At 44.0% G+C, this 21,706-nt stretch carries 17 protein-coding genes and 1 pseudogene; 15 read left to right on the forward strand and 3 right to left on the reverse strand.

From position 1 onward, the window contains the following. The first annotated feature begins 1 nt into the window (after position 1). The 8 genes from ftsB (at position 2) to rpoS (ending at position 5,979) form a co-directional block, all read left to right on the forward strand. Positions 2-283 carry a cell division protein FtsB gene (gene ftsB, locus D8S93_RS00425; protein WP_005380907.1) on the forward strand — a complete coding sequence of 94 codons (282 nt, stop codon included), beginning with the start codon at positions 2-4 and terminating at the stop codon, positions 281-283. Between the two features lies 1 nt (position 284). Further along, complete coding sequence (gene ispD / locus D8S93_RS00430) at positions 285-989, forward strand: 2-C-methyl-D-erythritol 4-phosphate cytidylyltransferase (RefSeq protein WP_152811557.1); 705 nt, start codon at positions 285-287, stop codon at positions 987-989. 17 nt (positions 990-1,006) lie between these two features. Then, a complete protein-coding gene (gene ispF, locus D8S93_RS00435) occupies positions 1,007-1,483 on the forward strand; it encodes a 2-C-methyl-D-erythritol 2,4-cyclodiphosphate synthase (RefSeq protein WP_005393886.1) in 477 nt (158 codons plus the stop codon). 46 nt (positions 1,484-1,529) lie between these two features. Next, the gene (gene truD, locus D8S93_RS00440; RefSeq protein ID WP_152811559.1) at positions 1,530-2,573 is read left to right on the forward strand and encodes a tRNA pseudouridine(13) synthase TruD; all 1,044 of its coding nucleotides are present in this window, start codon (positions 1,530-1,532) and stop codon (positions 2,571-2,573) included. Continuing rightward, on the forward strand, positions 2,573-3,349 hold the full coding sequence (gene surE / locus D8S93_RS00445) for a 5'/3'-nucleotidase SurE (RefSeq protein WP_152811561.1): 777 nt from the start codon (positions 2,573-2,575) through the stop codon (positions 3,347-3,349). The genes truD and surE overlap by 1 nt, the downstream gene beginning before the upstream one ends. After that, entirely contained in the window at positions 3,349-3,975 is a 627-nt protein-coding gene (locus D8S93_RS00450; protein ID WP_005393881.1) for a protein-L-isoaspartate(D-aspartate) O-methyltransferase, read from the forward strand. The genes surE and D8S93_RS00450 overlap by 1 nt, the downstream gene beginning before the upstream one ends. 13 nt (positions 3,976-3,988) lie before the next feature. After that, the gene (locus D8S93_RS00455) at positions 3,989-4,912 is read left to right on the forward strand and encodes a peptidoglycan DD-metalloendopeptidase family protein (RefSeq protein ID WP_114323632.1); all 924 of its coding nucleotides are present in this window, start codon (positions 3,989-3,991) and stop codon (positions 4,910-4,912) included. An 80-nt stretch (positions 4,913-4,992) separates the two neighbouring features. Further along, positions 4,993-5,979: an RNA polymerase sigma factor RpoS gene (rpoS, locus tag D8S93_RS00460; RefSeq protein ID WP_005393877.1), complete on the forward strand. Its 987-nt coding sequence runs from the start codon at positions 4,993-4,995 to the stop codon at positions 5,977-5,979. Positions 5,980-6,061: 82 nt separating this feature from the next. On the opposite strand, the gene mutS is transcribed toward rpoS, so the two are convergent. Then, positions 6,062-8,623: a DNA mismatch repair protein MutS gene (gene mutS, locus D8S93_RS00465; RefSeq protein ID WP_319802942.1), complete on the reverse strand. Its 2,562-nt coding sequence runs from the start codon at positions 8,621-8,623 to the stop codon at positions 6,062-6,064. Positions 8,624-8,707: 84 nt separating this feature from the next. On the opposite strand from mutS, the gene pncC reads away from it, so the two are divergent. The 7 genes and pseudogenes from pncC to D8S93_RS00500 all read left to right on the forward strand — a co-directional run bounded on the left by pncC (position 8,708) and on the right by D8S93_RS00500 (position 17,512). Continuing rightward, a complete protein-coding gene (gene pncC, locus D8S93_RS00470; protein ID WP_104970950.1) occupies positions 8,708-9,190 on the forward strand; it encodes a nicotinamide-nucleotide amidase in 483 nt (160 codons plus the stop codon). 200 nt (positions 9,191-9,390) lie between these two features. Beyond that, positions 9,391-10,008 (forward strand): annotated as a pseudogene (gene recA / locus D8S93_RS00475) (recombinase RecA); the annotation flags it as partial. A gap of 183 nt (positions 10,009-10,191) precedes the next feature. Further along, complete coding sequence (recA, locus tag D8S93_RS00480; protein WP_152811563.1) at positions 10,192-11,238, forward strand: recombinase RecA; 1,047 nt, start codon at positions 10,192-10,194, stop codon at positions 11,236-11,238. After that, positions 11,238-13,280, forward strand: a complete 2,043-nt coding sequence (locus D8S93_RS00485) for a hypothetical protein (RefSeq protein ID WP_152811565.1) — start codon at positions 11,238-11,240, stop codon at positions 13,278-13,280. Before recA (D8S93_RS00480) ends, D8S93_RS00485 begins: the two co-directional genes overlap by 1 nt. Next, the gene (locus D8S93_RS00490; protein WP_152811567.1) at positions 13,280-15,583 is read left to right on the forward strand and encodes a tyrosine-type recombinase/integrase; all 2,304 of its coding nucleotides are present in this window, start codon (positions 13,280-13,282) and stop codon (positions 15,581-15,583) included. The genes D8S93_RS00485 and D8S93_RS00490 overlap by 1 nt, the downstream gene beginning before the upstream one ends. Before the next feature lies 1 nt (position 15,584). Next, on the forward strand, positions 15,585-16,118 hold the full coding sequence (locus D8S93_RS00495) for a hypothetical protein (RefSeq protein WP_152811569.1): 534 nt from the start codon (positions 15,585-15,587) through the stop codon (positions 16,116-16,118). Between the two features lie 5 nt (positions 16,119-16,123). Next, a complete protein-coding gene (locus tag D8S93_RS00500; RefSeq protein WP_152811571.1) occupies positions 16,124-17,512 on the forward strand; it encodes a site-specific integrase in 1,389 nt (462 codons plus the stop codon). Between the two features lie 141 nt (positions 17,513-17,653). Here D8S93_RS00500 and D8S93_RS00505 read toward each other — a convergent pair whose 3' ends face one another. Both D8S93_RS00505 and D8S93_RS00510 read right to left on the reverse strand, forming a co-directional pair. Then, a complete protein-coding gene (locus D8S93_RS00505) occupies positions 17,654-18,430 on the reverse strand; it encodes a M48 family metallopeptidase (RefSeq protein ID WP_152811573.1) in 777 nt (258 codons plus the stop codon). Beyond that, positions 18,430-21,696, reverse strand: a complete 3,267-nt coding sequence (locus D8S93_RS00510) for a type I restriction endonuclease subunit R (RefSeq protein WP_152811575.1) — start codon at positions 21,694-21,696, stop codon at positions 18,430-18,432. The genes D8S93_RS00505 and D8S93_RS00510 overlap by 1 nt, the downstream gene beginning before the upstream one ends. Between the last annotated feature and the right edge of the window lie 10 nt (positions 21,697-21,706).

Raw genomic sequence — 21,706 nt, forward strand, 5'->3', positions numbered from 1 at the left:
TATGCGAATCTTTGTTATAGCCCTTACGCTACTGTTTGGCTTGCTTCAATACACTCTATGGTTTGGTAAAAACGGAGTGTCTGACTACTACACAGTAAAAGATGAAATTGAAGTTCAGCAACAAGTGAACAGCAAGCTACAAGCTCGCAATAATGAAATGTTTGCTGAGATTGATGACTTAAGGCAAGGTCTTGATGCGATTGAAGAACGTGCGCGTCATGAGCTTGGTTTAGTTAAAGATGGCGAGACTTTCTACCGCATTATAGGTGAGGAAAACCATTAAAATGTTGGATGTGAACTCATCGCATGTCGCAATTGTTCCTGCTGCCGGTATCGGTAGTCGAATGAAGGCTGACCGCCCTAAGCAATATTTATTGATCGACGGAAAAGCGGTGCTGGAACACACTGTAGAAAAGTTGCTGTCGCACCCACGAATTTCGAAAGTGGTTGTCGCCATTACCGAAGGTGACCCTTATTTCCCTGAGTTAACCATCGCGAACCATCCCGATGTAATTCAAGTCGCGGGTGGCAAAGAGCGCGCTGATTCCGTACTTTCAGGGCTAAACTATGTCAATGAACATCTGGAAAGCGAGTGGGTATTGGTCCACGACGCTGCAAGGCCATGTGTATTAACATCCGACATTGACCGTTTGATTGATGTTTGCTGCGCTCACCCAACGGGTGGCATCCTCGCATCTCCAGTGAGAGACACAATGAAGCGAGCAAATGCAGCACAAGATATCGGTCATACGGTAGAGAGAGAAGCATTGTGGCATGCATTAACTCCACAAATGTTTAAAACTCAACAACTGACTCGAGCACTGGCTGACGCATTAGAACAAGGCGTAGCCATCACGGATGAAGCATCGGCTTTAGAGTGGTTGGGCGAAACGCCTGCTTTAGTCCAGGGTAATGCGAATAACATAAAAATTACTCAGCCAGAAGATCTCGCGTTAGCCGAGTTTTATCTGAGCCGTGAGCGCGGCTAAAAAAGAAAGGATAAAAAATGATTCGAATTGGTCACGGTTTTGACGTGCATAAATTTGGTGGTGAAGGCCCGGTCATTATCGGTGGTGTTGCTATCCCTTACGAGCAGGGCTTAGTAGCCCACTCAGATGGTGATGTTGCTCTTCATGCTTTGACTGATGCGCTACTCGGCGCGATTGCTGCGGGTGATATTGGTCGTCACTTCCCGGATACCGACGATAAATGGAAAGGGGCTAATAGCCGCGAATTGTTGAAAGACGTTTATCGTCGTGTCAAAGAGCAAGGCTACCGCCTTGGTAATGCCGATGTCACCATCATGGCACAAGCACCTAAGATGGCACCTCATATTGACGCGATGTGTGCGGCGATTGCGGAAGACCTAGAAACCGATATTAGTAACATTAACGTAAAAGCGACGACGACAGAGCGTCTCGGTTTTACTGGACGCAAAGAAGGCATTGCAACGGAAGCCGTGGTGCTTCTGTTCAAGCAATAATTAACCAACTTGCTCCTTAATGCTGTGTAAACAGCGGAAAAACATCATGTCAGATATTTTATCTTCATTGGCTTATCTAACGGGTAAGCCTGTTGCATCGGCAAAAATCAAAGCGCAACCAGAACATTTTCAGGTTCGTGAGGATTTAGGTTTTGCCTTTACGGGCGAAGGCGAGCACCTAATGGTGCGTATTCGAAAAACTGGAGAAAATACCAGTTTTGTTGCGAATGAGTTGGCGAAAGCTTGTGGAGTAAAGTCGAAAGACGTTAGCTGGGCAGGCCTTAAAGACCGCCATGCGGTGACGGAACAGTGGCTGAGTGTCCATTTACCGAAAGGGGAAACGCCGGACTTCTCGGCATTCCTAGCTCAATATCCGAGTATTGAGATCTTAGCGACTGATCGACACAACAAAAAACTGCGTCCTGGAGACTTAATAGGGAACGAGTTTGTTGTCACTTTGTCTGAAGTGACTGACGTTGAAGATGTAGAGCAACGCCTTGAAAAAGTGAAACAAGTTGGTGTGCCAAACTACTTTGGTAGTCAGCGTTTTGGCAATGATGGCAACAACCTTGAAGAAGCACGTCGATGGGGACGCGAAAACGTTCGTACCCGTAATCAAAATAAGCGCAGCATGTATTTATCAGCGGCGCGTTCGTGGATCTTCAACCGTATCGTTTCTGTTCGTCTAGAAAATGGTGTGTTTGATAAATTCATCGATGGTGATATTGCACAGACAAGTTCTGGCACTCAGTTGGTTGATGCAAGCAATATCGCAGATCTACAAGCACAATTTGCTGCTGGTGAAGTGGCAATTACCGCGGCCCTAGCAGGTGATAATGCGCTTCCAACTCAAGCGGATGCGCTTACTTTAGAACAACCGTTCTTAGATGAAGAGCCTGATCTCATGGCGCTGATTCGTGGTAATCGCATGCGCCACGACCGTCGAGATATTGCACTTAAACCAAAAGACTTAGTTTGGGCGGTTGAAGGTAATAATATTACGCTGACTTTCTCACTGGATGCGGGATCTTTTGCAACCTCTATCGTTCGTGAGTTAGTTAATGAGGTTGAAGTAGAAAGAGAATACTAATGGAACAGGATTCACTAAACGCGAAGCCCCTAAGAGTCTTAATCAGCAACGACGATGGCGTACATGCGCAAGGGATTCATGCACTTGCTGATGAGTTGCGAGATATCGCTGAAGTGACTATTGTCGCACCTGACCGAAATCGTTCAGGTGCTTCGAACTCACTGACACTAGAGCAACCATTACGCGTAACTGAAATTGCCCCAAATATCTATTCAGTGCAAGGAACGCCTACAGATTGTGTACATTTCGCGCTGAATGAGCTGATGAAAGATGATTTGCCCGATCTTGTTTTATCAGGCATCAATCATGGTGCAAATTTGGGTGATGACGTTCTTTACTCAGGAACGGTAGCTGCAGCAATGGAAGGGCATTTCCTTGGTGTTCAGTCGGTTGCTTTTTCGCTGGTGGGTAAGCGTCATTTCGAATCTGCCGCAAAAATTGCACGTCAAATTGTGCAACAGCATTTAGCGTCTCCGATTCCAACGAATCGGTTATTGAACGTAAACGTGCCTGACTTACCAGCAGAAAACCTGGGCAAAATCGAAGTCACGCGTTTAGGTGCGCGTCATCACGCAGAGAATATGATTAAGCAGAAAGATCCGAGAGGTCATGATATTTATTGGCTAGGGCCTCCAGGAAAAGAGCAAGATGCGGGGGAGGGCACTGACTTTTATGCGATTGAACATGGTCGAGTTTCAATGACGCCTCTGCAAGTTGATCTCACTGCTCATGAGTCGCTGCGTGCAATGGATAGTTGGTTAAAGGAAGAGAAGTAATGAGTAACCCACATGCTGACAGGTTGATAGCGTTTCTTATCTCCAGTGGCATCAAAGACCAAAGAGTTCTGGATGCTATCCAACGCTTACCACGAGAAAGCTTTGTCTCTCAAGCGATGATGCACCAAGCCTACGATAACAATGCGTTACCGATTGGTCAGGGACAAACTATTTCTCAACCTTATATTGTTGCTCGTATGACCGAGTTACTCGAACTAGAGCCAACGAGTCACGTACTGGAAATCGGAACGGGTTCCGGTTATCAAACCGCAGTACTGGCGAAAATTGTTGACCATGTATACTCCGTTGAGCGAATTAAATCGTTGCAATGGGAAGCAAAACGCCGTCTGAAACAATTGGATATCTACAATGTTTCAACCAAGCATGCTGATGGGTGGCAAGGCTGGGAAGCTCGTGGTCCTTTCGATGCCATCATTGTTACTGCAGCTGCAGAAGTGATCCCCCAAGCACTTCTCGCACAATTAAAAGATGGCGGTAAGATGGTGATTCCTGTTGGAGATAAGGAGCAACAGTTACTAAAAATTGAACGTAAGGGAGATGAATATCTCTCTACTGTTGTGGAAATGGTTCGATTTGTACCTCTGGTTGCGGGTGATTTAGCTTAAGGGTTAGGGATAGGTGAGTAAGTTATTACGTCATATTGGTATTAGCTTTGTGTTTGCTGCAGGACTAGTTGGTTGTGCAGCGCATTCTCCTGCACCTGTCTCTAGCTTAAAGAAAGACTATTCAAGCCTTGAAAGAGGAAGTTACAGAGGGAGTTATTATGAGGTAAAAAAAGGCGATACACTTTACTTCATAGCTTATGTCACAGATAAAGATGTAAATGATCTTGTCCGTTACAATGAGTTAACTCAGCCTTACACCATCTACCCTGGACAGAGGCTAAAACTTTGGGCTCCGAAATATGTCGCCCCTAAATATGGCCAAAAAGTTGAACCCGTTGTGGTTCCTGTTGTTACGACGCCACCAGCCCCAGTGACGAAAACATCAACAGCCTCTAAACCGAAAAATTCAAGTAAAAACTCTAGTCAAAAACCTACAGAGACTAAGCCTAAAGTCGTACAAAAACAGCCTCCAAAGAAGGTTGAACAATCGAAAACAAAGGAGTATGTTGGTTCAAAAGATAACCAAAAAGTGAAGCAAAAAGCGCCAGTTACCACGGCGAAGAGTGATAAAGTTTCTAAGTGGTTGTGGCCAACAAAAGGGAGAGTAATCAAGAACTTTTCGGCGGGAGAACAGGGAAATAAAGGTATCGACATCGCAGGACAGCGTGGTCAACCTATCGTTTCAACCGCAGCCGGCACCGTTGTTTATTCAGGCAATGCGCTACGAGGTTATGGCAACTTAATTATAGTAAAGCATAACGACAATTATTTAAGCGCCTATGCACATAATGACAAACTGCTGGTATCAGAAGGACAAAGTGTAAAAAGCGGACAGAAAATCGCCACCATGGGTAGTTCAGGTGCAAAATCAGTCAAGCTACACTTTGAAATTCGCTATCAAGGTAAATCGGTGAATCCAAAACGCTATTTGCCTTAAAACTTTGAAAAACAACTTGCGACATCATTTAGCGACATATTGAGTTGTCATGTCTTGCTAACTCGCCAGGGGGAGGCGTTATGAGTATCAGCAACACAGTAACCAAAGTTGAAGAGTTTGCATTTGACAATGCGTCAGTGAAGACCATTGATAACGAACTCGAAAAATCATCATCCACAGAAAGCAAAACGGCTGCGCGTGAAGAATTTGACGCGAGCAGTAAAAGCTTAGACGCAACTCAGTTGTATCTAGGTGAAATTGGCTTCTCACCTCTACTTACTGCCGAAGAAGAAGTGCTTTATGCTCGACGAGCCCTGCGTGGCGACGAAGCGGCACGTAAACGTATGATCGAAAGTAACCTACGTTTGGTGGTCAAGATCTCTCGTCGATATAGTAATCGCGGCCTAGCACTACTCGATCTGATTGAAGAAGGTAACCTTGGTTTGATCCGTGCGGTCGAGAAGTTCGATCCAGAGCGTGGTTTCCGCTTCTCTACTTATGCGACCTGGTGGATCCGACAAACGATCGAACGTGCGTTGATGAACCAAACTCGTACGATCCGTCTACCTATTCATGTCGTGAAAGAGCTGAACATTTATCTGCGTACTGCGCGTGAACTTTCTCAGAAGCTCGATCACGAACCTACCGCAGAAGAAATTGCTGCTCAGTTAGATATTCCAGTCGAAGATGTAAGCAAAATGCTACGTCTCAATGAGCGTATCAGTTCTGTCGACACACCAATCGGTGGTGACGGTGAAAAAGCGCTGTTGGATATTATTCCCGACGCAAACAACTCCGATCCAGAAGTCTCGACTCAAGATGACGATATCAAATCATCGCTGATTCATTGGTTAGAAGAGTTGAATCCAAAACAGAAAGAAGTACTTGCACGACGTTTTGGTCTTCTAGGCTATGAGCCTTCGACGCTTGAAGAAGTTGGTCGAGAGATTGGTTTGACACGTGAGCGTGTACGTCAAATCCAAGTAGAAGGTTTACGTCGTCTTCGTGAGGTTTTAATCAAGCAAGGTTTGAATATGGAAAACTTATTTAACGTCGAAGATGATTAAATAATCCGTACTTCAGTAGATATGCAAAAGGCTATGGTTATCCATAGCCTTTTTTCTTTTGTGCTCGCTTAAGTGAATCGATTTAAAGCATCTTCTTCAAACGATACAACTCTTCAAGTGCTTGGCGTGGAGTCAAATCATCAGGATCAATACCAGATAAGGCTTGTTCGATCTCGCTAGGTTCTGGAATTAGACTCAATTGGTTAGCCACATCTACTGCACTTGGACGTGGTGCGTCACTGTTTTGCCCTAGTTGCTCTAGCTGAGATAGTTTGTTACGCGCATTTTTGATGACCGTTTTTGGTACGCCGGCTAAGCCCGCAACAGCTAGGCCGTAAGACTTACTTGCCGCACCTTCTTGAACTGCGTGCATAAAGGCAATGCTGTCACCATGTTCTACGGCATCCAAGTGAACGTTCGCTAAGTTTGGCAGTTGGTTTGGCAACTCTGTCAATTCGAAGTAGTGAGTTGCAAATAGTGTCATCGCACCAATTTGTGTTGCGAGCCATTCCGCACTTGCCCAAGCTAAAGATAGGCCATCGTAAGTACTGGTACCGCGACCGATTTCATCCATTAGCACTAAACTGTTTTTAGTTGCATTGTGCAGAATATTAGCGGTTTCCGTCATTTCTACCATGAAGGTCGAACGACCAGATGCAAGATCATCTGACGCTCCAATACGAGTAAATATACGATCTAAAGAACCAATTTGTGCAGATTCTGCAGGTACATAAGAGCCGATATGTGCCATCAATGCAATCAGCGCAGTTTGACGCATGTAAGTGGATTTACCACCCATGTTTGGACCGGTGATGATTAACATTTTACGTGCTGGGTTAAGCTCTATTGGGTTCGCGATGAACGGTTCTGTTGTTACTTGCTCTACGACTGGGTGACGACCCGCTTGAATGTGAATGCCAGCGTCTTTCACAAGCGTTGGTCGGCAGTAATCCAACGAATCTGCACGCTCTGCTAGGTTTTGTAGTACATCGAGTTGAGACAGAGCAGAAGCTAAATTCTGCAGCTTCTCCAGATTTAGCATCAATAGATCAAACAGTTCTTCCCACAGCTGCTTTTCAAGTGCCAGCGCTTTCGATTTCGAGTTAAGTACTTTGTCTTCGTGCTCTTTAAGCTCTGGGATGATATAGCGTTCGGCATTTTTTAGTGTTTGGCGACGTACATAGTGCGGTGGAACCAAATGGCTCTGGCCACGGCTCACTTGAATAAAGAAGCCATGTACGTTGTTGTAGCCGACTTTAAGCGTATCGATGCCGTGTCGTTCACGCTCATCTCGCTCAAGCTGCTCAAGGTATTCTGTTGCACCGTCTGCTAATTTGCGCCATTCATCGAGCTCGGCATTATAGCCTTCAGCGATCACGCCACCATCACGAATAACAACTGGCGGATTTTCTTTAATTGCACGCTCTAACAGATCACATACTTCGTCAATCGGAGCTGCGTATTGCGCCAGTTTTGCTAGATATGGATGGGTCAAAGAAGCGGTGACAGATTCTAGCTCTGGTAGCTGCTGCATGGCATTGCGAAGTCTAGCCATATCGCGAGGGCGAGCAGAACGTAGTGCGAGGCGTGCTAAGATACGTTCAATATCACCAATTTGTTTTAATGTTGGTTGAAGATCGGCAAACAGCGCTTGTTCTTTAATCTCACCAATCGCATCAAGACGATTGTTTAACGTTTCAATGCAACGCATAGGCTGATGTAACCAACGCTTAAGCATTCGGCTGCCCATCGGCGTCGCACAATGGTCGAGTACTGCAGCGAGTGTGTTATCGGTTCCACCTGCTAGATTTTGAGTAATTTCCAGGTTGCGTCGGGTAGCGGCATCAAGGATGACGGATTGGTCCTGATGATCAAACGTTAAAGAGCGAATATGAGGCAAAGCAGTGCGTTGCGTATCTTTCACATACTGGATCAAACAACCAGCAGCACATAACCCTAAGGACGCATGTTCTACGCCAAAACCAACCAGATCTTTAGTGCCAAACTGTTGATTGAGTTGTTGCTTAGCCGTATCAAGCTCAAATTCCCATACTGGGCGACGACGGTTACCGTTGCGGCTCGCCATTAAATGTACAGGTTCAAAATCTTCTGGGAATAGTAGCTCACGTGGTGCGGTACGCTGAAGCTCGGCTGTCATCGCTTCTTCGGTTTCTGGTTCTGTCAGTTGGAAGCGACCAGAAGTGACATCCAGCGTCGCATAACCGAACTTACCGTTGTGATGGTAAATTGCTGCGATTAAGTTATCGACACGCTCAGAAAGCAGTGCTTCATCCGTCACAGTACCTGGTGTCACGATACGCACAACTTTACGTTCTACCGGACCTTTGCTGGTGGCTGGATCGCCAATTTGTTCGCAGATTGCGACTGATTCACCAAGCTGAACAAGTTTTGCTAGATAGCCTTCTACTGCGTGAAATGGCACTCCCGCCATAGGAATAGGCTCTCCAGCTGACGAACCGCGCTTAGTTAGCGAAATATCAAGCAGTTGGGACGCTCGCTTTGCATCATCGTAAAAGAGTTCGTAGAAATCGCCCATGCGGTAGAACAGCAAAATCTCAGGGTTCTCAGCTTTTAGCTTGAGGTATTGCTGCATCATCGGAGTGTGTTTTTGTTCAGCTTTCACAGGTAAGTTCTTTTGTTTATTTCCGTAGCGGCTTAGGATACGTGAATCCCTATCAAGTAAAAAGAGAAAAAGGGCATTTTGGCTATGGAAAAAACAACAAAATTGAGCGCAGATTTAGGCGCATTATTGGCAAAGTATGGTCATGTTTTAACAACGGCAGAATCGTGCACGGGTGGCGGTGTTGCGACCGCTATTACTGATATTGCAGGCAGTTCAGGTTGGTTAGATAGAGCTTTTGTCACTTACAGCAACGAAGCCAAAATGGAAATGCTGGGTGTGAGAGTGGAAACCTTAGAGGAACATGGTGCCGTGAGTGAGCCTGTTGTGATTGAAATGGTGCAAGGTGCGCTTCAACACTCGAATGCCACTATTGGGGTTTCCATCAGTGGTGTTGCTGGACCGGGAGGAGGCAGTGATGAAAAGCCGGTTGGAACCGTCTGCTTTGCTTTTGCGGATAAGCACGACTGGCTCTTTGTTGAGACCATGCATTTTTCTGGTGACAGGGCGGAAGTTCGTCAACAAGCGGTGATGCATGCATTGACTCGATTGCATCAACATTTAATTTAGAATTTCTTACACTGTCTTAGCCCAGAATTGATAAGGGTTAGAGCCAATCCTTAGAAGCAGTTAACTAAATTTTTTCTATACAGGTATAGACACTGTATGAATCAACAGTATAATAACTTTCATTGCTGAGCAGGTTAGCTGCTTAAGAAAAATGAATTACTATTCGTCGCCCAAAGAAGATGAATAAATCGGAGAAAGTAATGGACGAGAACAAACAGAAAGCGCTCGCCGCTGCGCTAGGTCAAATTGAAAAGCAATTCGGTAAAGGCTCTATCATGCGCCTTGGTGATAACCGCGCAATGGACGTAGAAACGATTTCAACAGGCTCTCTTTCTCTTGATATCGCTTTGGGTGCAGGTGGTCTGCCAATGGGTCGTATCGTAGAAGTCTACGGTCCAGAATCTTCAGGTAAAACAACACTAACGCTTGAGCTTATCGCTGCTGCGCAACGTGAAGGTAAAACTTGTGCGTTTATCGATGCAGAGCACGCTTTGGACCCTGTCTACGCGAAGAAACTTGGTGTTGATATCGATGCGCTCTTGGTTTCTCAGCCAGACACTGGTGAGCAAGCACTAGAGATTTGTGATGCACTAGCTCGCTCTGGCGCTATCGACGTAATGGTTGTTGACTCAGTTGCGGCGCTAACACCAAAAGCAGAAATTGAAGGCGAAATGGGCGACAGCCACATGGGTCTTCAAGCACGTATGCTTTCTCAAGCGATGCGTAAGCTAACTGGTAACCTAAAACAGTCTAACTGTATGTGTATCTTCATCAACCAAATCCGTATGAAGATTGGTGTGATGTTCGGTAATCCCGAATGTGCTATTGCATAATTGTTTGTATCGGTATTGTTATTGTATTTAAAGCGGTTTTTAATGATAATACCGATGCGAACAGTTTGAGTCGGTGCTTTTTGTCTTGGTCTGGAATTAAGATTTGACAAAGGGTTGGCAAAGAACCTAATAATCAGTTTACAAATTTCAAAGAATTGAAGGTATACGATGGACGAGAATAAGCAAAAAGCACTAGCTGCTGCACTAGGTCAAATTGAAAAGCAGTTTGGTAAAGGCTCCATAATGAAGTTGGGCGATAATCGCACAATGGACGTAGAAACTATTTCAACTGGCTCTCTTGCTTTAGATATAGCGTTAGGTGCAGGTGGTTTGCCTATGGGACGTATTGTTGAAATCTACGGCCCAGAATCTTCCGGTAAAACAACCCTCACTCTTGAAGCTATTGCTGCTGCTCAGAAAGCTGGTAAAACTTGTGCTTTTATCGATGCAGAGCACGCTCTCGATCCTATTTATGCTAAAAAGCTTGGTGTTAATATTGATGAGTTATTAGTCTCTCAGCCAGATACTGGTGAGCAAGCCCTAGAAATTGTTGATGCTCTAGCTCGCTCTGGTGCTGTTGATGTGATGGTTGTCGATTCGGTAGCAGCTTTGACTCCAAAAGCAGAAATTGAAGGTGAGATGGGTGATAGTCATATGGGTCTTCAGGCACGTATGCTTTCTCAGGCTATGCGTAAGATTACAGGTAACCTGAAAGCCTCAAATTGCATGTGCATATTTATCAACCAAATTCGCATGAAAATTGGCGTGATGTTCGGGAATCCCGAGACAACGACAGGCGGGAACGCATTAAAATTCTACGCTTCAGTCCGTCTTGATATCCGTCGTACAGGTGCTATCAAGGAAGGTGATGAGGTTGTAGGTAACGAAACTCGCATCAAAGTGGTTAAGAATAAAATTGCAGCCCCATTTAAAGAAGCTAATACTCAAATTTTGTATGGTAAAGGCTTTAATCGTTTCGGTGAGTTGATTGACTTAGGCGTGAAACACAAACTTGTAGAAAAAGCTGGTGCATGGTATAGCTACAATGGCGACAAGATTGGTCAAGGTAAAGCGAATGCGTGTCGGTTTATTGAAGAAAATAGTCATATTTCTCAGGAGCTTGATGCGAAGTTGCGTGAGTTGCTATTAACTCCAGTAGTAGAAAAGCCAGAAGAAACCGAAAAAGAAGATGTTGCTGAGGATGATGCATTTTAATGATGCGAAGCAACTTCATGTTGTATGGCGGTGAATATTGTTTTAATAAAGATGGGTTCACCGCCCATTACCACTCTGAGTTTATCGATACTCTGTGCTGGCTAACTAAGTTCTCCGAGGTCAGCGAAAGCACCTTTAATATCAACTGGATGGCTCTCAAAAGTTTCCTTAAACATATTGAGGGAATTAACCATTCTCTTTTCGAACACCTCCATACTGACTCCCCTTTCAATGACTATGGTTCTTTCGAGCACTGGCAGTCGGCAATGATCTCCTTTCGTGAATATGTAGATCAAACTTACAAATCACCGTCGAACAAGAATAATTATCTATCTGGAATGAATTTTTGGACGGGTCTGCTTGCGCATAAAAACAAGATTCCTAGGCTCTATCAATTGAACTCTTTCGGTGGAGGTAGTGGTGACCAGAAGCCAGCTACCGTTGCTGACGCGATGTTGCCCCCTTATGTTCTTGATGCAATTGGAGGCTCCAAGAAAGACAACCACTCTGAAATGAGTCGGCTAATTGCAAACGTGAAAGCTGTTGAGGTTATGGGGTTATATCAACTCCCTGAGCATTTCAATGAACTCGCACTTGATAAAAAAGCAGAGTGGCTGTTAACAAAACGCTTGTCTGGGATAAGGCTGGCGCTTGAAGGTAAGTTTCTTGAGGCTAGGGAAATTAGAGCCAAGGGGCTTGTTGCCATTCGTAACCATCGCCACTTGTGCCCTCTTATCGATGAATACCTTAATTTTGCAGGTGGCAGTGGCAGAACTAGCCCAAGGCTAAAAGACATTCGAAATCTTACTTATGACGAACTTCGGAATGGGCTTCTTGCTTGGTTCTGGTATCACAACGGTAAAATTCAATTAAAGGACAAAGACGGGAATATTTATCGTACAGCGGCTAAGCGGTTAAACGAACTTCGGAAAAAGGAAGGCTTGGATGTAAAAGTCTATGGCTGGAATGACTTATGGTTTGCTGATCGCCTTGGCTGCACATCACGATTATACGCCCCAGCAGCATTGTTGTTAATCTTTGACAACAGTATGAATGTCTCGTCTGCAACTAACCTTCCCCTAGACTGTATAAAGAAACAACAAATAGTTAATGGTCATGAGATTCAATGGTACAAGCGCCGAGCCAAAAGTAATCTATTTAAAGCGATAAGCAGCAAGCTCAAAGTATCGAGTTTTGATGTTGTTCGGCATGTCAGAAGGGTGACTCAGCCATACAGGGATATGGATATCATGCCTGATGACAAGGAAAAGCTGTTCTTGTCGTATGCAAATACTATGGACAAGAGAGTAGATGACATGCTCCCTAGAAAACCAGATGATCAAACTTTTACTGAGCAGATGAAAGCCACTCTTTCCGAAATAAGTCATGGTCAATGGTTTGCAACAGCAGAAATGGTGAGGAAGAGTGTTCTACTTCTGTCAGCCATGAATGGTGGTGTATCAAAACTCAAAGATGAAGCGCAGCACAAGAAAGGCAAGACTTCTACAACCTATGCCGACCGAGCGGCCATGAAGGCTAAGCATGACGCAGTTATGCGAGAATTTAAGGAGTGGTTACAAACCTTAATCACTATGCGTATTGACAACGCAGCAGAAAAGCTAGGTGTAGATTCGAACGAATACCAGAAGCGTTTGGAACAAATTATTGATTCTGGTTTTGGTGGAATAGCTTGCTCTAATCCAACTGGTGGAACGCAACCAGATGTTGAAGAAGGTGAGTTATGCACAAAGGTAGGTCGCTGCCTAACCTGCCAGAGCAAAGAGCACGTGTTTATTGAAACGGTCGATAATGTTATGCACCTGCTTATGTGGGAAGAAGCCCTAACTAAAGCCAATGATGAGAACCAAATTGATGCAACGGACTTGAACTGGCACTTTTGGTTCAAATTTATTCAGACCATGCTGTCGCGATTGACTGACTCTCCTGTTGAGAATAAACAGGCGCTGGTCGAAGATGCAAAGAATCAAAAGTCAAAACACGATAATCCATACCTATTAATTGATTTCAAAGAGATTAGTTGATGCTTTCAAGCAAAATATCGCTTACTGATTACCTTTCCCTTAGTCCAACAGACAAGGAGTCTTTGTTAGCGGCTGGCGGATTTACAAAGCCCTCTGATTTAATTGATCATGACTACGCTTGGCTACTGAATGACTATAAAGAAAACATTTGGCGCGTATCTATGCCGAACAAGGATTCTGCTTCAAAGAGACCATCAGGGGAACTAAACGTCCACTTTGATACTGTCGTTTTAGGCGGAGGTCGTCTGTCAGACAATCAAAGGCTTATTGATGATATGAAGTTGCTTGTTGCCATTACAATTACTGCCAACTTCAATAATACAATAACCCTAGGATCAAACAGTCGTGTTAAAGTCTTTGTTGACTCTCTTAAGCGTTATGTCTCTGAGGCTCTCTCAACTCCGTATATCACCAACCTTGAAGATTTATCTTATGGTGATTTTTTCGACTTAATTCAAAACGCTGGCAACAAACTTGGCTACAACCTGAAGTACGTTGAGATACTGGAAGATTACTTTGAAGATATGGATATATATAAAATTCCTATACTTAGAAGTAAAGGTAAGAAGCAGCCAACTAAAATAGACACAACTTCAATATTCAAGGAATTGGGAATCAATGAGTACGCTTTCAACAACTACGAAAGCGCCAAAAGAGTCGTCGCACTAAAAAGTCTTGAACTGCAAAGGCACTACAGTAGTGAAAGATTTGAGGTTTTATACTCCCAAACTTTAACTGAGGAAAATGAAAGGAAGATGGGGCATGAAAAGTCTTACAAGGACTATTTAGCCACGCTGAAAGCATACTCTCAGGCTAAGTCTGTTTACGGTAGTTTGTTTAATTACAACTTCATTCCGTTTGACGTCGAAGACATTCAGGCAGATACCAATTACGAATACCCCGACTTCAATGAGATGTTGGATTTGGCGGAGCGAACACGAGATATACCTCCCATGCTCTTTTTAGACATGATGGATGGTGCAGCTCGTTTCGTCTTGGACTACGCTGACGATTTATTTGAAGCTGAAAAGCACTTTAAAGCTATATACAACCGTGAACTTGACTTGGTTCAGGGTGATGACTATCAGGCTGGTAAACGGACGAATAAACTAGTCAGGAACTACAGGACTGACGATGATAGGTTGCACTCACCTTTCCCGATGTCTGCTTATAAACATGCCCAGAATAGAGAGGGCAACCGTAAACATTCTGATAATGTCTACGAAGCCATAGCTAACAACATGGCAGTTGGGGTTTCACGGAAAAAGTCCATGGAAGATTTTAAGTTAACCCGTGGACAATACAACTCAATAAGGCTGTCTATTTTAGCGAACAAGACTAAGAAAATTTCGCTGCATAAAGCTCTATATCATTTCCTACCATTTTGTTGCGTTATCATCATTTTCGCCTTAACAGCAAGGCGGGAATCCGAGGTGTTTGGCTTACAGGTTGGGTGCATCAAAAAAGACCTAGACGGCTTGCTATGGCTAAACAGCTTTGTCGCAAAAACCTTGCAGAAACACGATGATTTCACAACTGTTTCTTTGGTTGAAAAAGCGGTCTCCATACTTGAACGGTTGAGCGAGAAGGGGCGCCAACAAAAGAATTCGGATTCTATTTTCGTATTTGACGACACCTTTGACCGCCCACCTACAACAATGAGAACAATCAACCGAATTGCGGATGACTTCTTCGATTTCATTGGTATAGAGCGTGGTAATGACGGTAAGCATTGGAAATTATCAGAGCACCAGTTCCGTCGCTTCTTCGCGATCATGTTTTATTACCGCTATGAGAAAGCTGACGCTGATGCCCTTATGCATGAACTGGCACACGTCGACTGGAGCATGACCGTCCGCTATCTTATCGAGAAAAAAACAGGAGCTGCTCTTAGGAAACTACATCAACAATATAACAAGGCTCGATCGAATAGATTGGTTGACTATTCGCTTAGAGATGACTTAGGTGGTGAAGGTTTTCCCCTGCTTAAAGAAAAGCTTGAAGAAACTGTCTCATCTATGCCCGAGATGATGCGTGAAATTGCCATCGAGACTGTTGAGGCCAACAACCTTGTCTTTGACTTTATTCCAAGTGGCCTGTGTCTTGGCAACACTCCTTGGCTCTCTGAACGCTGCAACTGCTTTAGAGATGGCTTTGTAATGCAGCACGATGCTTCTAGTGAGATGTGCGAAGGTTGCCCTGCACAAGTAACTGTCCCAGAGATAGCCAAGGGCGAGATGAGGCCAATGAGAGCATGCGGGGAGTCTGCGATATTGAAAAACTTAACACAGAAGGCTGGATAAGATGTCAGACAAGAAGGTCAATAAAGGTCACAAGAATGTCGATAACTCGGAAGAGAAAAAAGCGGCGGCTACAGCTCGCATTGATAAACGTATCAGCCTTCTTGAAAATCTCATCAGTGAACGAGAAACTAGATTGGCCAGCATGGAAGGGCTTCCTACCAAGCTCAAAGAGTTCACTGATAGCAACGATTGGATTGTGGGTGATGTTGATCTGGAGTCGATGACATTTAGTCGTGGAACCTATTACCAAGAGTGGAACATTGATAAGTTTGAAAAGAGGCTTAACGGCCTCTTTAAGCGCATCAAAAATCCTAAACAGATGGATGGTGAGATTAGCGCACTTAATGAAAGGATTGATGAGCTTGTGTTAATTAATACTAACCTAATGGAGGCGAATCATAAATTAGACCAGAAGCTTAGCCGCGAAGTGTCACGCCTCAAAAGTATGCTAGAAGCAAGTCAGCAAGCCAATAAGCGATTACATGATCAGCTTCAGAGTAAAGCTGATGTCGTTCCTTTTAACCCGAAGGGGTAAGCCGCATGAACGAATTGGTTGTAATGCCGTTGTCCTCAGATTTTGAGTTAGACGGAAAGAAATTACCTAAGTTTCCATTTGTCATGGATAAATATGGAAACCCTCATGTGATAATCAACAGGTTTCTACGAGAGTACCATGTATTCAATAAAAAGAATGACTCCACTACGGCTCTTGCTGCTGCTAGAAATATTGCAAGCCAGTTTAATCAACTAAGTCAAACCTTCATCTCAACCGATAAAATTGGACAGAAAAAGGAAGAAGAGGAACGAGTGCAAAATGCATTGTCCTTTATGAACTATGAGCTTGACTTGAGTTTTGATTTTGAACTTTATGGCGATGATTTTCACAGAACGTGGCTATCAGCGTCAGACGCCTTAATTTCTCTAATGCTAAATAATAGCGAGCAGACAAGCCCAAATCTAAACTCCACGACAAATCGCAAGATGGGTGACTTTATTGCATTTCTTTGGTGGGCAGAAAAGAAAAAATACAGTCGTTGGCTAACGGGAATTAATGATCGCGGTGTTCATGGTGATAACGAGTTCTCGGTAGCCTTAGAGCCTAAAAAAAACAAGTACCATGAATACAGTAACCCTCATCAGTTAAACAAGGAAGATCAAGGTAGGAGGAATGGCTACGGAGTCAAAAAGAAGGTCGATGATGCGTACACAAATCTACAGATCAAAAGGGATTCTTCAGCAACTCCTAAAGAAATGGCGCTACACTTTCGAAATTTGTTAATCCTGAGAGTTATGAGGGAAGGCTCTCTGCGAAATATCGAGGATATAACTCTTGAGTTATCTCAGTTTGAAGGGGAGCCTGAATACAACATAGAAGGCAACAAGGTCTGGATACGAACATCAGAGACAAAGGGTAAACACAAGGTGCGTAGGTATGTAGAGATTCCTGCAATGCTTGATAAGCAGATCCGAAGATTTATCAAGATGTTCAGGAAGCAAATACTCCCAAAAGCAATGAAGGGTTTGCAACCATCTCCTACAGACCCTGTATTTCCATCAAAGAAAACGGGTAAGGCGCTCACAAGAACTTCAGTTAATGGGATTTTTAAAGAGTATGGCATTAACCCACATTTAAACCGAATGCTCTCTCTTTCGGAAATGGCTATGGGGCTTTTGAATCAAGGTCTTGGTGAAGGTGATATACTCTTGTTATTATCTGAGCATGCTGGGCACTCTAGTAAGTCTGATGGCTCGACTATACGTAAACATTACCTAGATGCGTTAAGGGATTTAAATTTAGCGAAAATGGAAAATCCAGCAACGTTGAAATGTGAGCTAAGTGATGCAGAAAATGAAATAGCCAGACTCAAACGAGAGAATGATGAATTGAAGATGCGTCTGTCAGGGAGTGTATCCCAAGATATTCTATAGAGGCTTGTTATCAAGTCCGCCGTCTTGCAGACTACATATTTAAGTATTGACCACCATTGACCATGCGTGGTCAATGGTGGTCAACAGCGCTGACAAACTTGTTATTGTGTAGCTGATATTGCAAAAGTTGGGAAGTTGTCCTCACTCATTCAAATACAACTCCGCCATTCCATCCAAACGGCTTTTCACTTCTTTCCAGTTAGGCATTACGCTGGTTAGCAACCGCCAGAACCTGTCACTATGGTTGTGCTCAGCGATGTGGCAAAGCTCATGCAATATCACGTAATCAATACACTCTTTAGGTGCTTTGATTAGGTGTGGGTTGAGCATCAAAGTGCCCTTAGCAGAGCAGCTTCCCCATTGTTTGCTCATGGGTAAAACTCGAAAGCTAGGTATTCCGTCAACCCATGTAGCTTGAGGCAGTAGCTCAGACAAACGTTCATGGAAAATGCGTTCAGCGCGAACCTTGTACCAGTTGCGCACTAAAGCTTTAACCATGGCTGTCTTGTCGTTGTTAAACCGAGTCAAGGTAACAAGTAGCTTGCCGCGAGTCATTTTTACAGTTGGCAAAGCTTCAGCGTCCTCTACGATTTTAAGGACATAGCGCCGACCAAGGTAAAACTGCATCTCACCGCTGACATAGTGCTTTGGCTGCACGTACTCCAAATGACTACGAAACTCTTTCAGTGCGTCATAAATCCATTTAGCACGCCTCATAACAGCTTCATGAATATCGCTACGCTCGGCATCTTCTGGCGCAGAAATGATGACATCACAGTTAGGATGAACCTTGATGGTAATTTTCCTTTTCTTACCTTCAGGGTGAGCCTTTCGCACAACTTCGTAAGTGACAGCTTCATCCCCATAGACAAAGCTGTATTCCTCTTTGTTGTGCTCAGTAGATACAACTGCCGTCATTAGTGATGACCTGCAACGCCAAGGCGAGTAATTTGGATAACGTCAGCGATGATGAGCTTGGCTGTATCCATGCCAATGGCTTTAAATAAAACAGGCAACAACTTACGGCGAATTTGGTTCTCAATTTCTTGTGGGTTAATTGAGAACTCCGCAACCGAAGCCGTTACTACCTCATCAATTTGCATCGCATAGTTGAAGCGATCTTCTTCACTGAGACTCGTTACATCTGACAAGTGTTTTAAGAACAGCCCAAAGTACGCCTGAACATGTCGCTTAACCTTAGGGTCGAGTTCAGCGAAGCGGTCGGTGGGTATACCATCGATATTGCGTTCCTTTACTTGCTCTTCAAAGTCGGCAAATAGAAGGTACTGTTTTACAGGCGCATCGAACATATCTTTAGCTTGCTGAATCGCTTGTTTAAGTAGCTTTGAAAAGTATTCTTGAGCATATGGGTCGTCTGCCAAGTCCTGTTCAATCATTTTAGTGACACGACCAGTGATAGCATCCTTCTTGTTGCGTGCTTCATCGTCCGTCAACTCTTCTGGCTTAACGTTCTTACCCATATTGCCGACAAGGTACGCGCCTTTTGACTCTTGAATTTCGACACCACCAATGTGCTTATCCAGCATGGTGCGAATATTCTCTGCATACTCATCGTAGTCGACAGTCTCTTCTGCATCTTCACGTACTTGCTTACGCAGTTCAGACATGGATTTCAGCGTCTTTTTGTAGAGTTCGCGCCTGTCGTCAAAGCTCTTATCTTCGAAATAAGTTGCAGACTGCAAAGCCACTTTCAGGCAGTTTGAGAATGCGGTGAGAGCTGAATAAAAGTCTTCACGTTTCTTTTGGTTAGTATCAGTTAGCTGACCATCAATGGTATCAATCTTAGGTGCAAGTGCTTGGCGTAGCGCCTGACCGTCTTGCCTATTTTGTACGCCTTCAAAAATCGCCCACAGATCACTGTAGAAACCCGGAAGCTTCTTGTACTCGGTATCCATGCGGCTGTAGAGACCTTTCAGATCATCGATATCAAAACCACCTTTGATGCGTTCCTCTAGTTCCTGATAACTCGCAATAGATGCATCTAACTCTTTCAAGATGCCTCGATAATCAATCAGATAGCCAAACTGCTTCTTTTGATGCAGGCGGTTTACTCGGGCAATGGCTTGAATCAAGTTATGCTGCTTAAGTGGTTTATCGATATAAAGCACGGTGTTTTTCGGCTCATCAAACCCAGTGAGTAGCTTGTCCACTACTATCATGATGTCTGGGCCATCGTCTTTACCAAACTCATCGATAATGTGCTGGGTGTAAGCTTTCTCGTCTTGGTTGCCTACATTTTCCTTCCACCAATTTTGTACGATGTCTTTGCTCTCACCATCTATCGTATCATGCCCCTCACGGGTATCCGGTGGCGACATGGCAACCACAGAGGTTACCTTGCCAATTTGATCTAACAGCTTCTTATACTGAATAGCTGAAGCTTTCGAGTCACACGCAAGTTGCCCTTTCAGACCTTGGTTCTTAAAGTTTTGGAAGTGATCAGAGATATCATGCGCAATAAGCTCTATGCGTCCTTCTGTCTGATAAATTTGACCTTTCTGAGAAAATTTTCTTTTCAAATCGGTACGCTGTTTTTCTGAGAGCTTATCGGTAATGCGGTCAAACCATGCATCAATTGCTTTGTCATTGGTACTGAGATCTGGAATACGCTCTTCATATAACAGTGGAGTAACAGTTTTATCTTCCACTGCTTGCTGCATCGTGTAAGAGTGAATGATCTTACCGAACTTATTCTCGGTCTTATCATCTTGCAACAGTGGTGTACCCGTAAAACCAACATAAGCTGCTTTAGGTAAAGCTTGTTGCATGCGAATGTTATTCTCACCGTTTTGGCTACGATGACCTTCATCAACCAGAACGATAATGTCTGGGCTATCGTTATAACACTCAGGCAACTCAATCGCTGTGCCGAATTTGTTGATAATAGAGAATATAATCCGCTCGTTTCCTTTACCTATTTGCTCGGCTAGGCGTCGGCCTGTGGTTGCCTTTGCTGATTCACGATCTTTTTCAGATAGTGCCCCTCCAGAGGCAAATGTTTTAGAGAGCTGATCTTCCAAATCGACACGGTCGGTTACGACCACAACACGGCACTTAGCTAGCTCTTTTATCCAAATCAGAGCCTTAGATAAGAACACCATGGTAAAAGATTTGCCAGAGCCAGTAGTGTGCCAAATCACGCCGCCGTTGCGAGCACCTTTTTCATCAAAAGAAGTTACCCGTTCAATCAAGGCTTTAATACCAAAAACTTGCTGATAACGAGCAACAATTTTACCAACTTTCTTATCAAACAAAGTAAATAGCTGAGTCATTTCGAGTAAACGGTCGTGGCGCAATAACGACACCAATAGACGGTCTTGATCGGTGACTACAAGCTTACCGCCTGCGATAAGCGAAAGGTATTCATCTTGAACCTTAGCAGGACGGTGATTAAAGATAAGATCCAATTCATCTTGAGTAAGTGGAGTATTCTTCAAGCGCTCAAAGGTCGCTTCAGTGATCTCTTCTTCTTTCCACTTAGCCCAGAATTTTTCAGGGGTGCCACATGTTCCGTATAAGCCATCGTGCCCATTCACTGACAGTAATAATTGGCTATAAGCGAAAAGATGTGGGATCTCATCCACTTTTTGGTTGCGAATGTTTTGAGAAATACCTTCAGCTACCGTTGGCTTACCCTCATGAGATGAGTCTGGGCGCTTGGCTTCTATGACTACCCAAGGCAAGCCATTCACAAAGCAGACGATATCAGGAATACGATTTGCGGTGCCATGAGCGTTTTCTACGATCAGTTCTTCAGTATAGTGAAATTGATTATTATCTGGAGTTTGCCAATCAATCACATTGATGGTTGGATTGGCTTTTTTGCCATCAATAAACTCTGTAACACCGATGCCATAAGTTAAAGCATCATAAATTTTTTCGTTGGCGGCTTTTAACCCTTCATTCATGGCTGGGTTAGCCAGCTCGTGAATGATTTTATCGATAGCAGCTTCCGATAACGTATGCTCTTTCCCCATAAACGAGTAAGTTTTATGACGAAGTACGCTACGCAGGATATCCGGTAGGATGACCGTTGAAAGGCTACCACGTTTGACTAGGCATTCACTCGGAGGAATGAACTTGTATCCAAGATTGGTAAGTAACGTAAGGGCTGGGATTTTTGCACTTTGTTCTTCGCGAAAATTAGGTAAATTAGAGTTCATATTTTCAGCA

It is taken from the genome of Vibrio sp. VGrn 2, assembly GCF_009361695.1.
In the GTDB taxonomy this organism is placed as follows: domain Bacteria; phylum Pseudomonadota; class Gammaproteobacteria; order Enterobacterales; family Vibrionaceae; genus Vibrio; species Vibrio diabolicus.

What these genes read in the sequence shown, in the direction of transcription:
- rpoS (WP_005393877.1), top strand. Translation starts at nt 4,993, where the DNA reads ATGAGTATCAGCAACACAGTAACCAAAGTTGAAGAGTTTGCATTTGAC.
- pncC (WP_104970950.1), top strand. Translation starts at nt 8,708, where the DNA reads ATGGAAAAAACAACAAAATTGAGCGCAGATTTAGGCGCATTATTGGCA.
- D8S93_RS00450 (WP_005393881.1), top strand. Translation starts at nt 3,349, where the DNA reads ATGAGTAACCCACATGCTGACAGGTTGATAGCGTTTCTTATCTCCAGT.
- D8S93_RS00495 (WP_152811569.1), top strand. Translation starts at nt 15,585, where the DNA reads ATGTCAGACAAGAAGGTCAATAAAGGTCACAAGAATGTCGATAACTCG.
- ispF (WP_005393886.1), top strand. Translation starts at nt 1,007, where the DNA reads ATGATTCGAATTGGTCACGGTTTTGACGTGCATAAATTTGGTGGTGAA.
- D8S93_RS00500 (WP_152811571.1), top strand. Translation starts at nt 16,124, where the DNA reads ATGAACGAATTGGTTGTAATGCCGTTGTCCTCAGATTTTGAGTTAGAC.
- recA (WP_152811563.1), top strand. Translation starts at nt 10,192, where the DNA reads ATGGACGAGAATAAGCAAAAAGCACTAGCTGCTGCACTAGGTCAAATT.
- D8S93_RS00505 (WP_152811573.1), bottom strand. Translation starts at nt 18,430, where the DNA reads ATGACGGCAGTTGTATCTACTGAGCACAACAAAGAGGAATACAGCTTT.
- truD (WP_152811559.1), top strand. Translation starts at nt 1,530, where the DNA reads ATGTCAGATATTTTATCTTCATTGGCTTATCTAACGGGTAAGCCTGTT.
- D8S93_RS00485 (WP_152811565.1), top strand. Translation starts at nt 11,238, where the DNA reads ATGATGCGAAGCAACTTCATGTTGTATGGCGGTGAATATTGTTTTAAT.
- D8S93_RS00490 (WP_152811567.1), top strand. Translation starts at nt 13,280, where the DNA reads ATGCTTTCAAGCAAAATATCGCTTACTGATTACCTTTCCCTTAGTCCA.
- ftsB (WP_005380907.1), top strand. Translation starts at nt 2, where the DNA reads ATGCGAATCTTTGTTATAGCCCTTACGCTACTGTTTGGCTTGCTTCAA.
- ispD (WP_152811557.1), top strand. Translation starts at nt 285, where the DNA reads ATGTTGGATGTGAACTCATCGCATGTCGCAATTGTTCCTGCTGCCGGT.
- surE (WP_152811561.1), top strand. Translation starts at nt 2,573, where the DNA reads ATGGAACAGGATTCACTAAACGCGAAGCCCCTAAGAGTCTTAATCAGC.
- D8S93_RS00510 (WP_152811575.1), bottom strand. Translation starts at nt 21,696, where the DNA reads ATGAACTCTAATTTACCTAATTTTCGCGAAGAACAAAGTGCAAAAATC.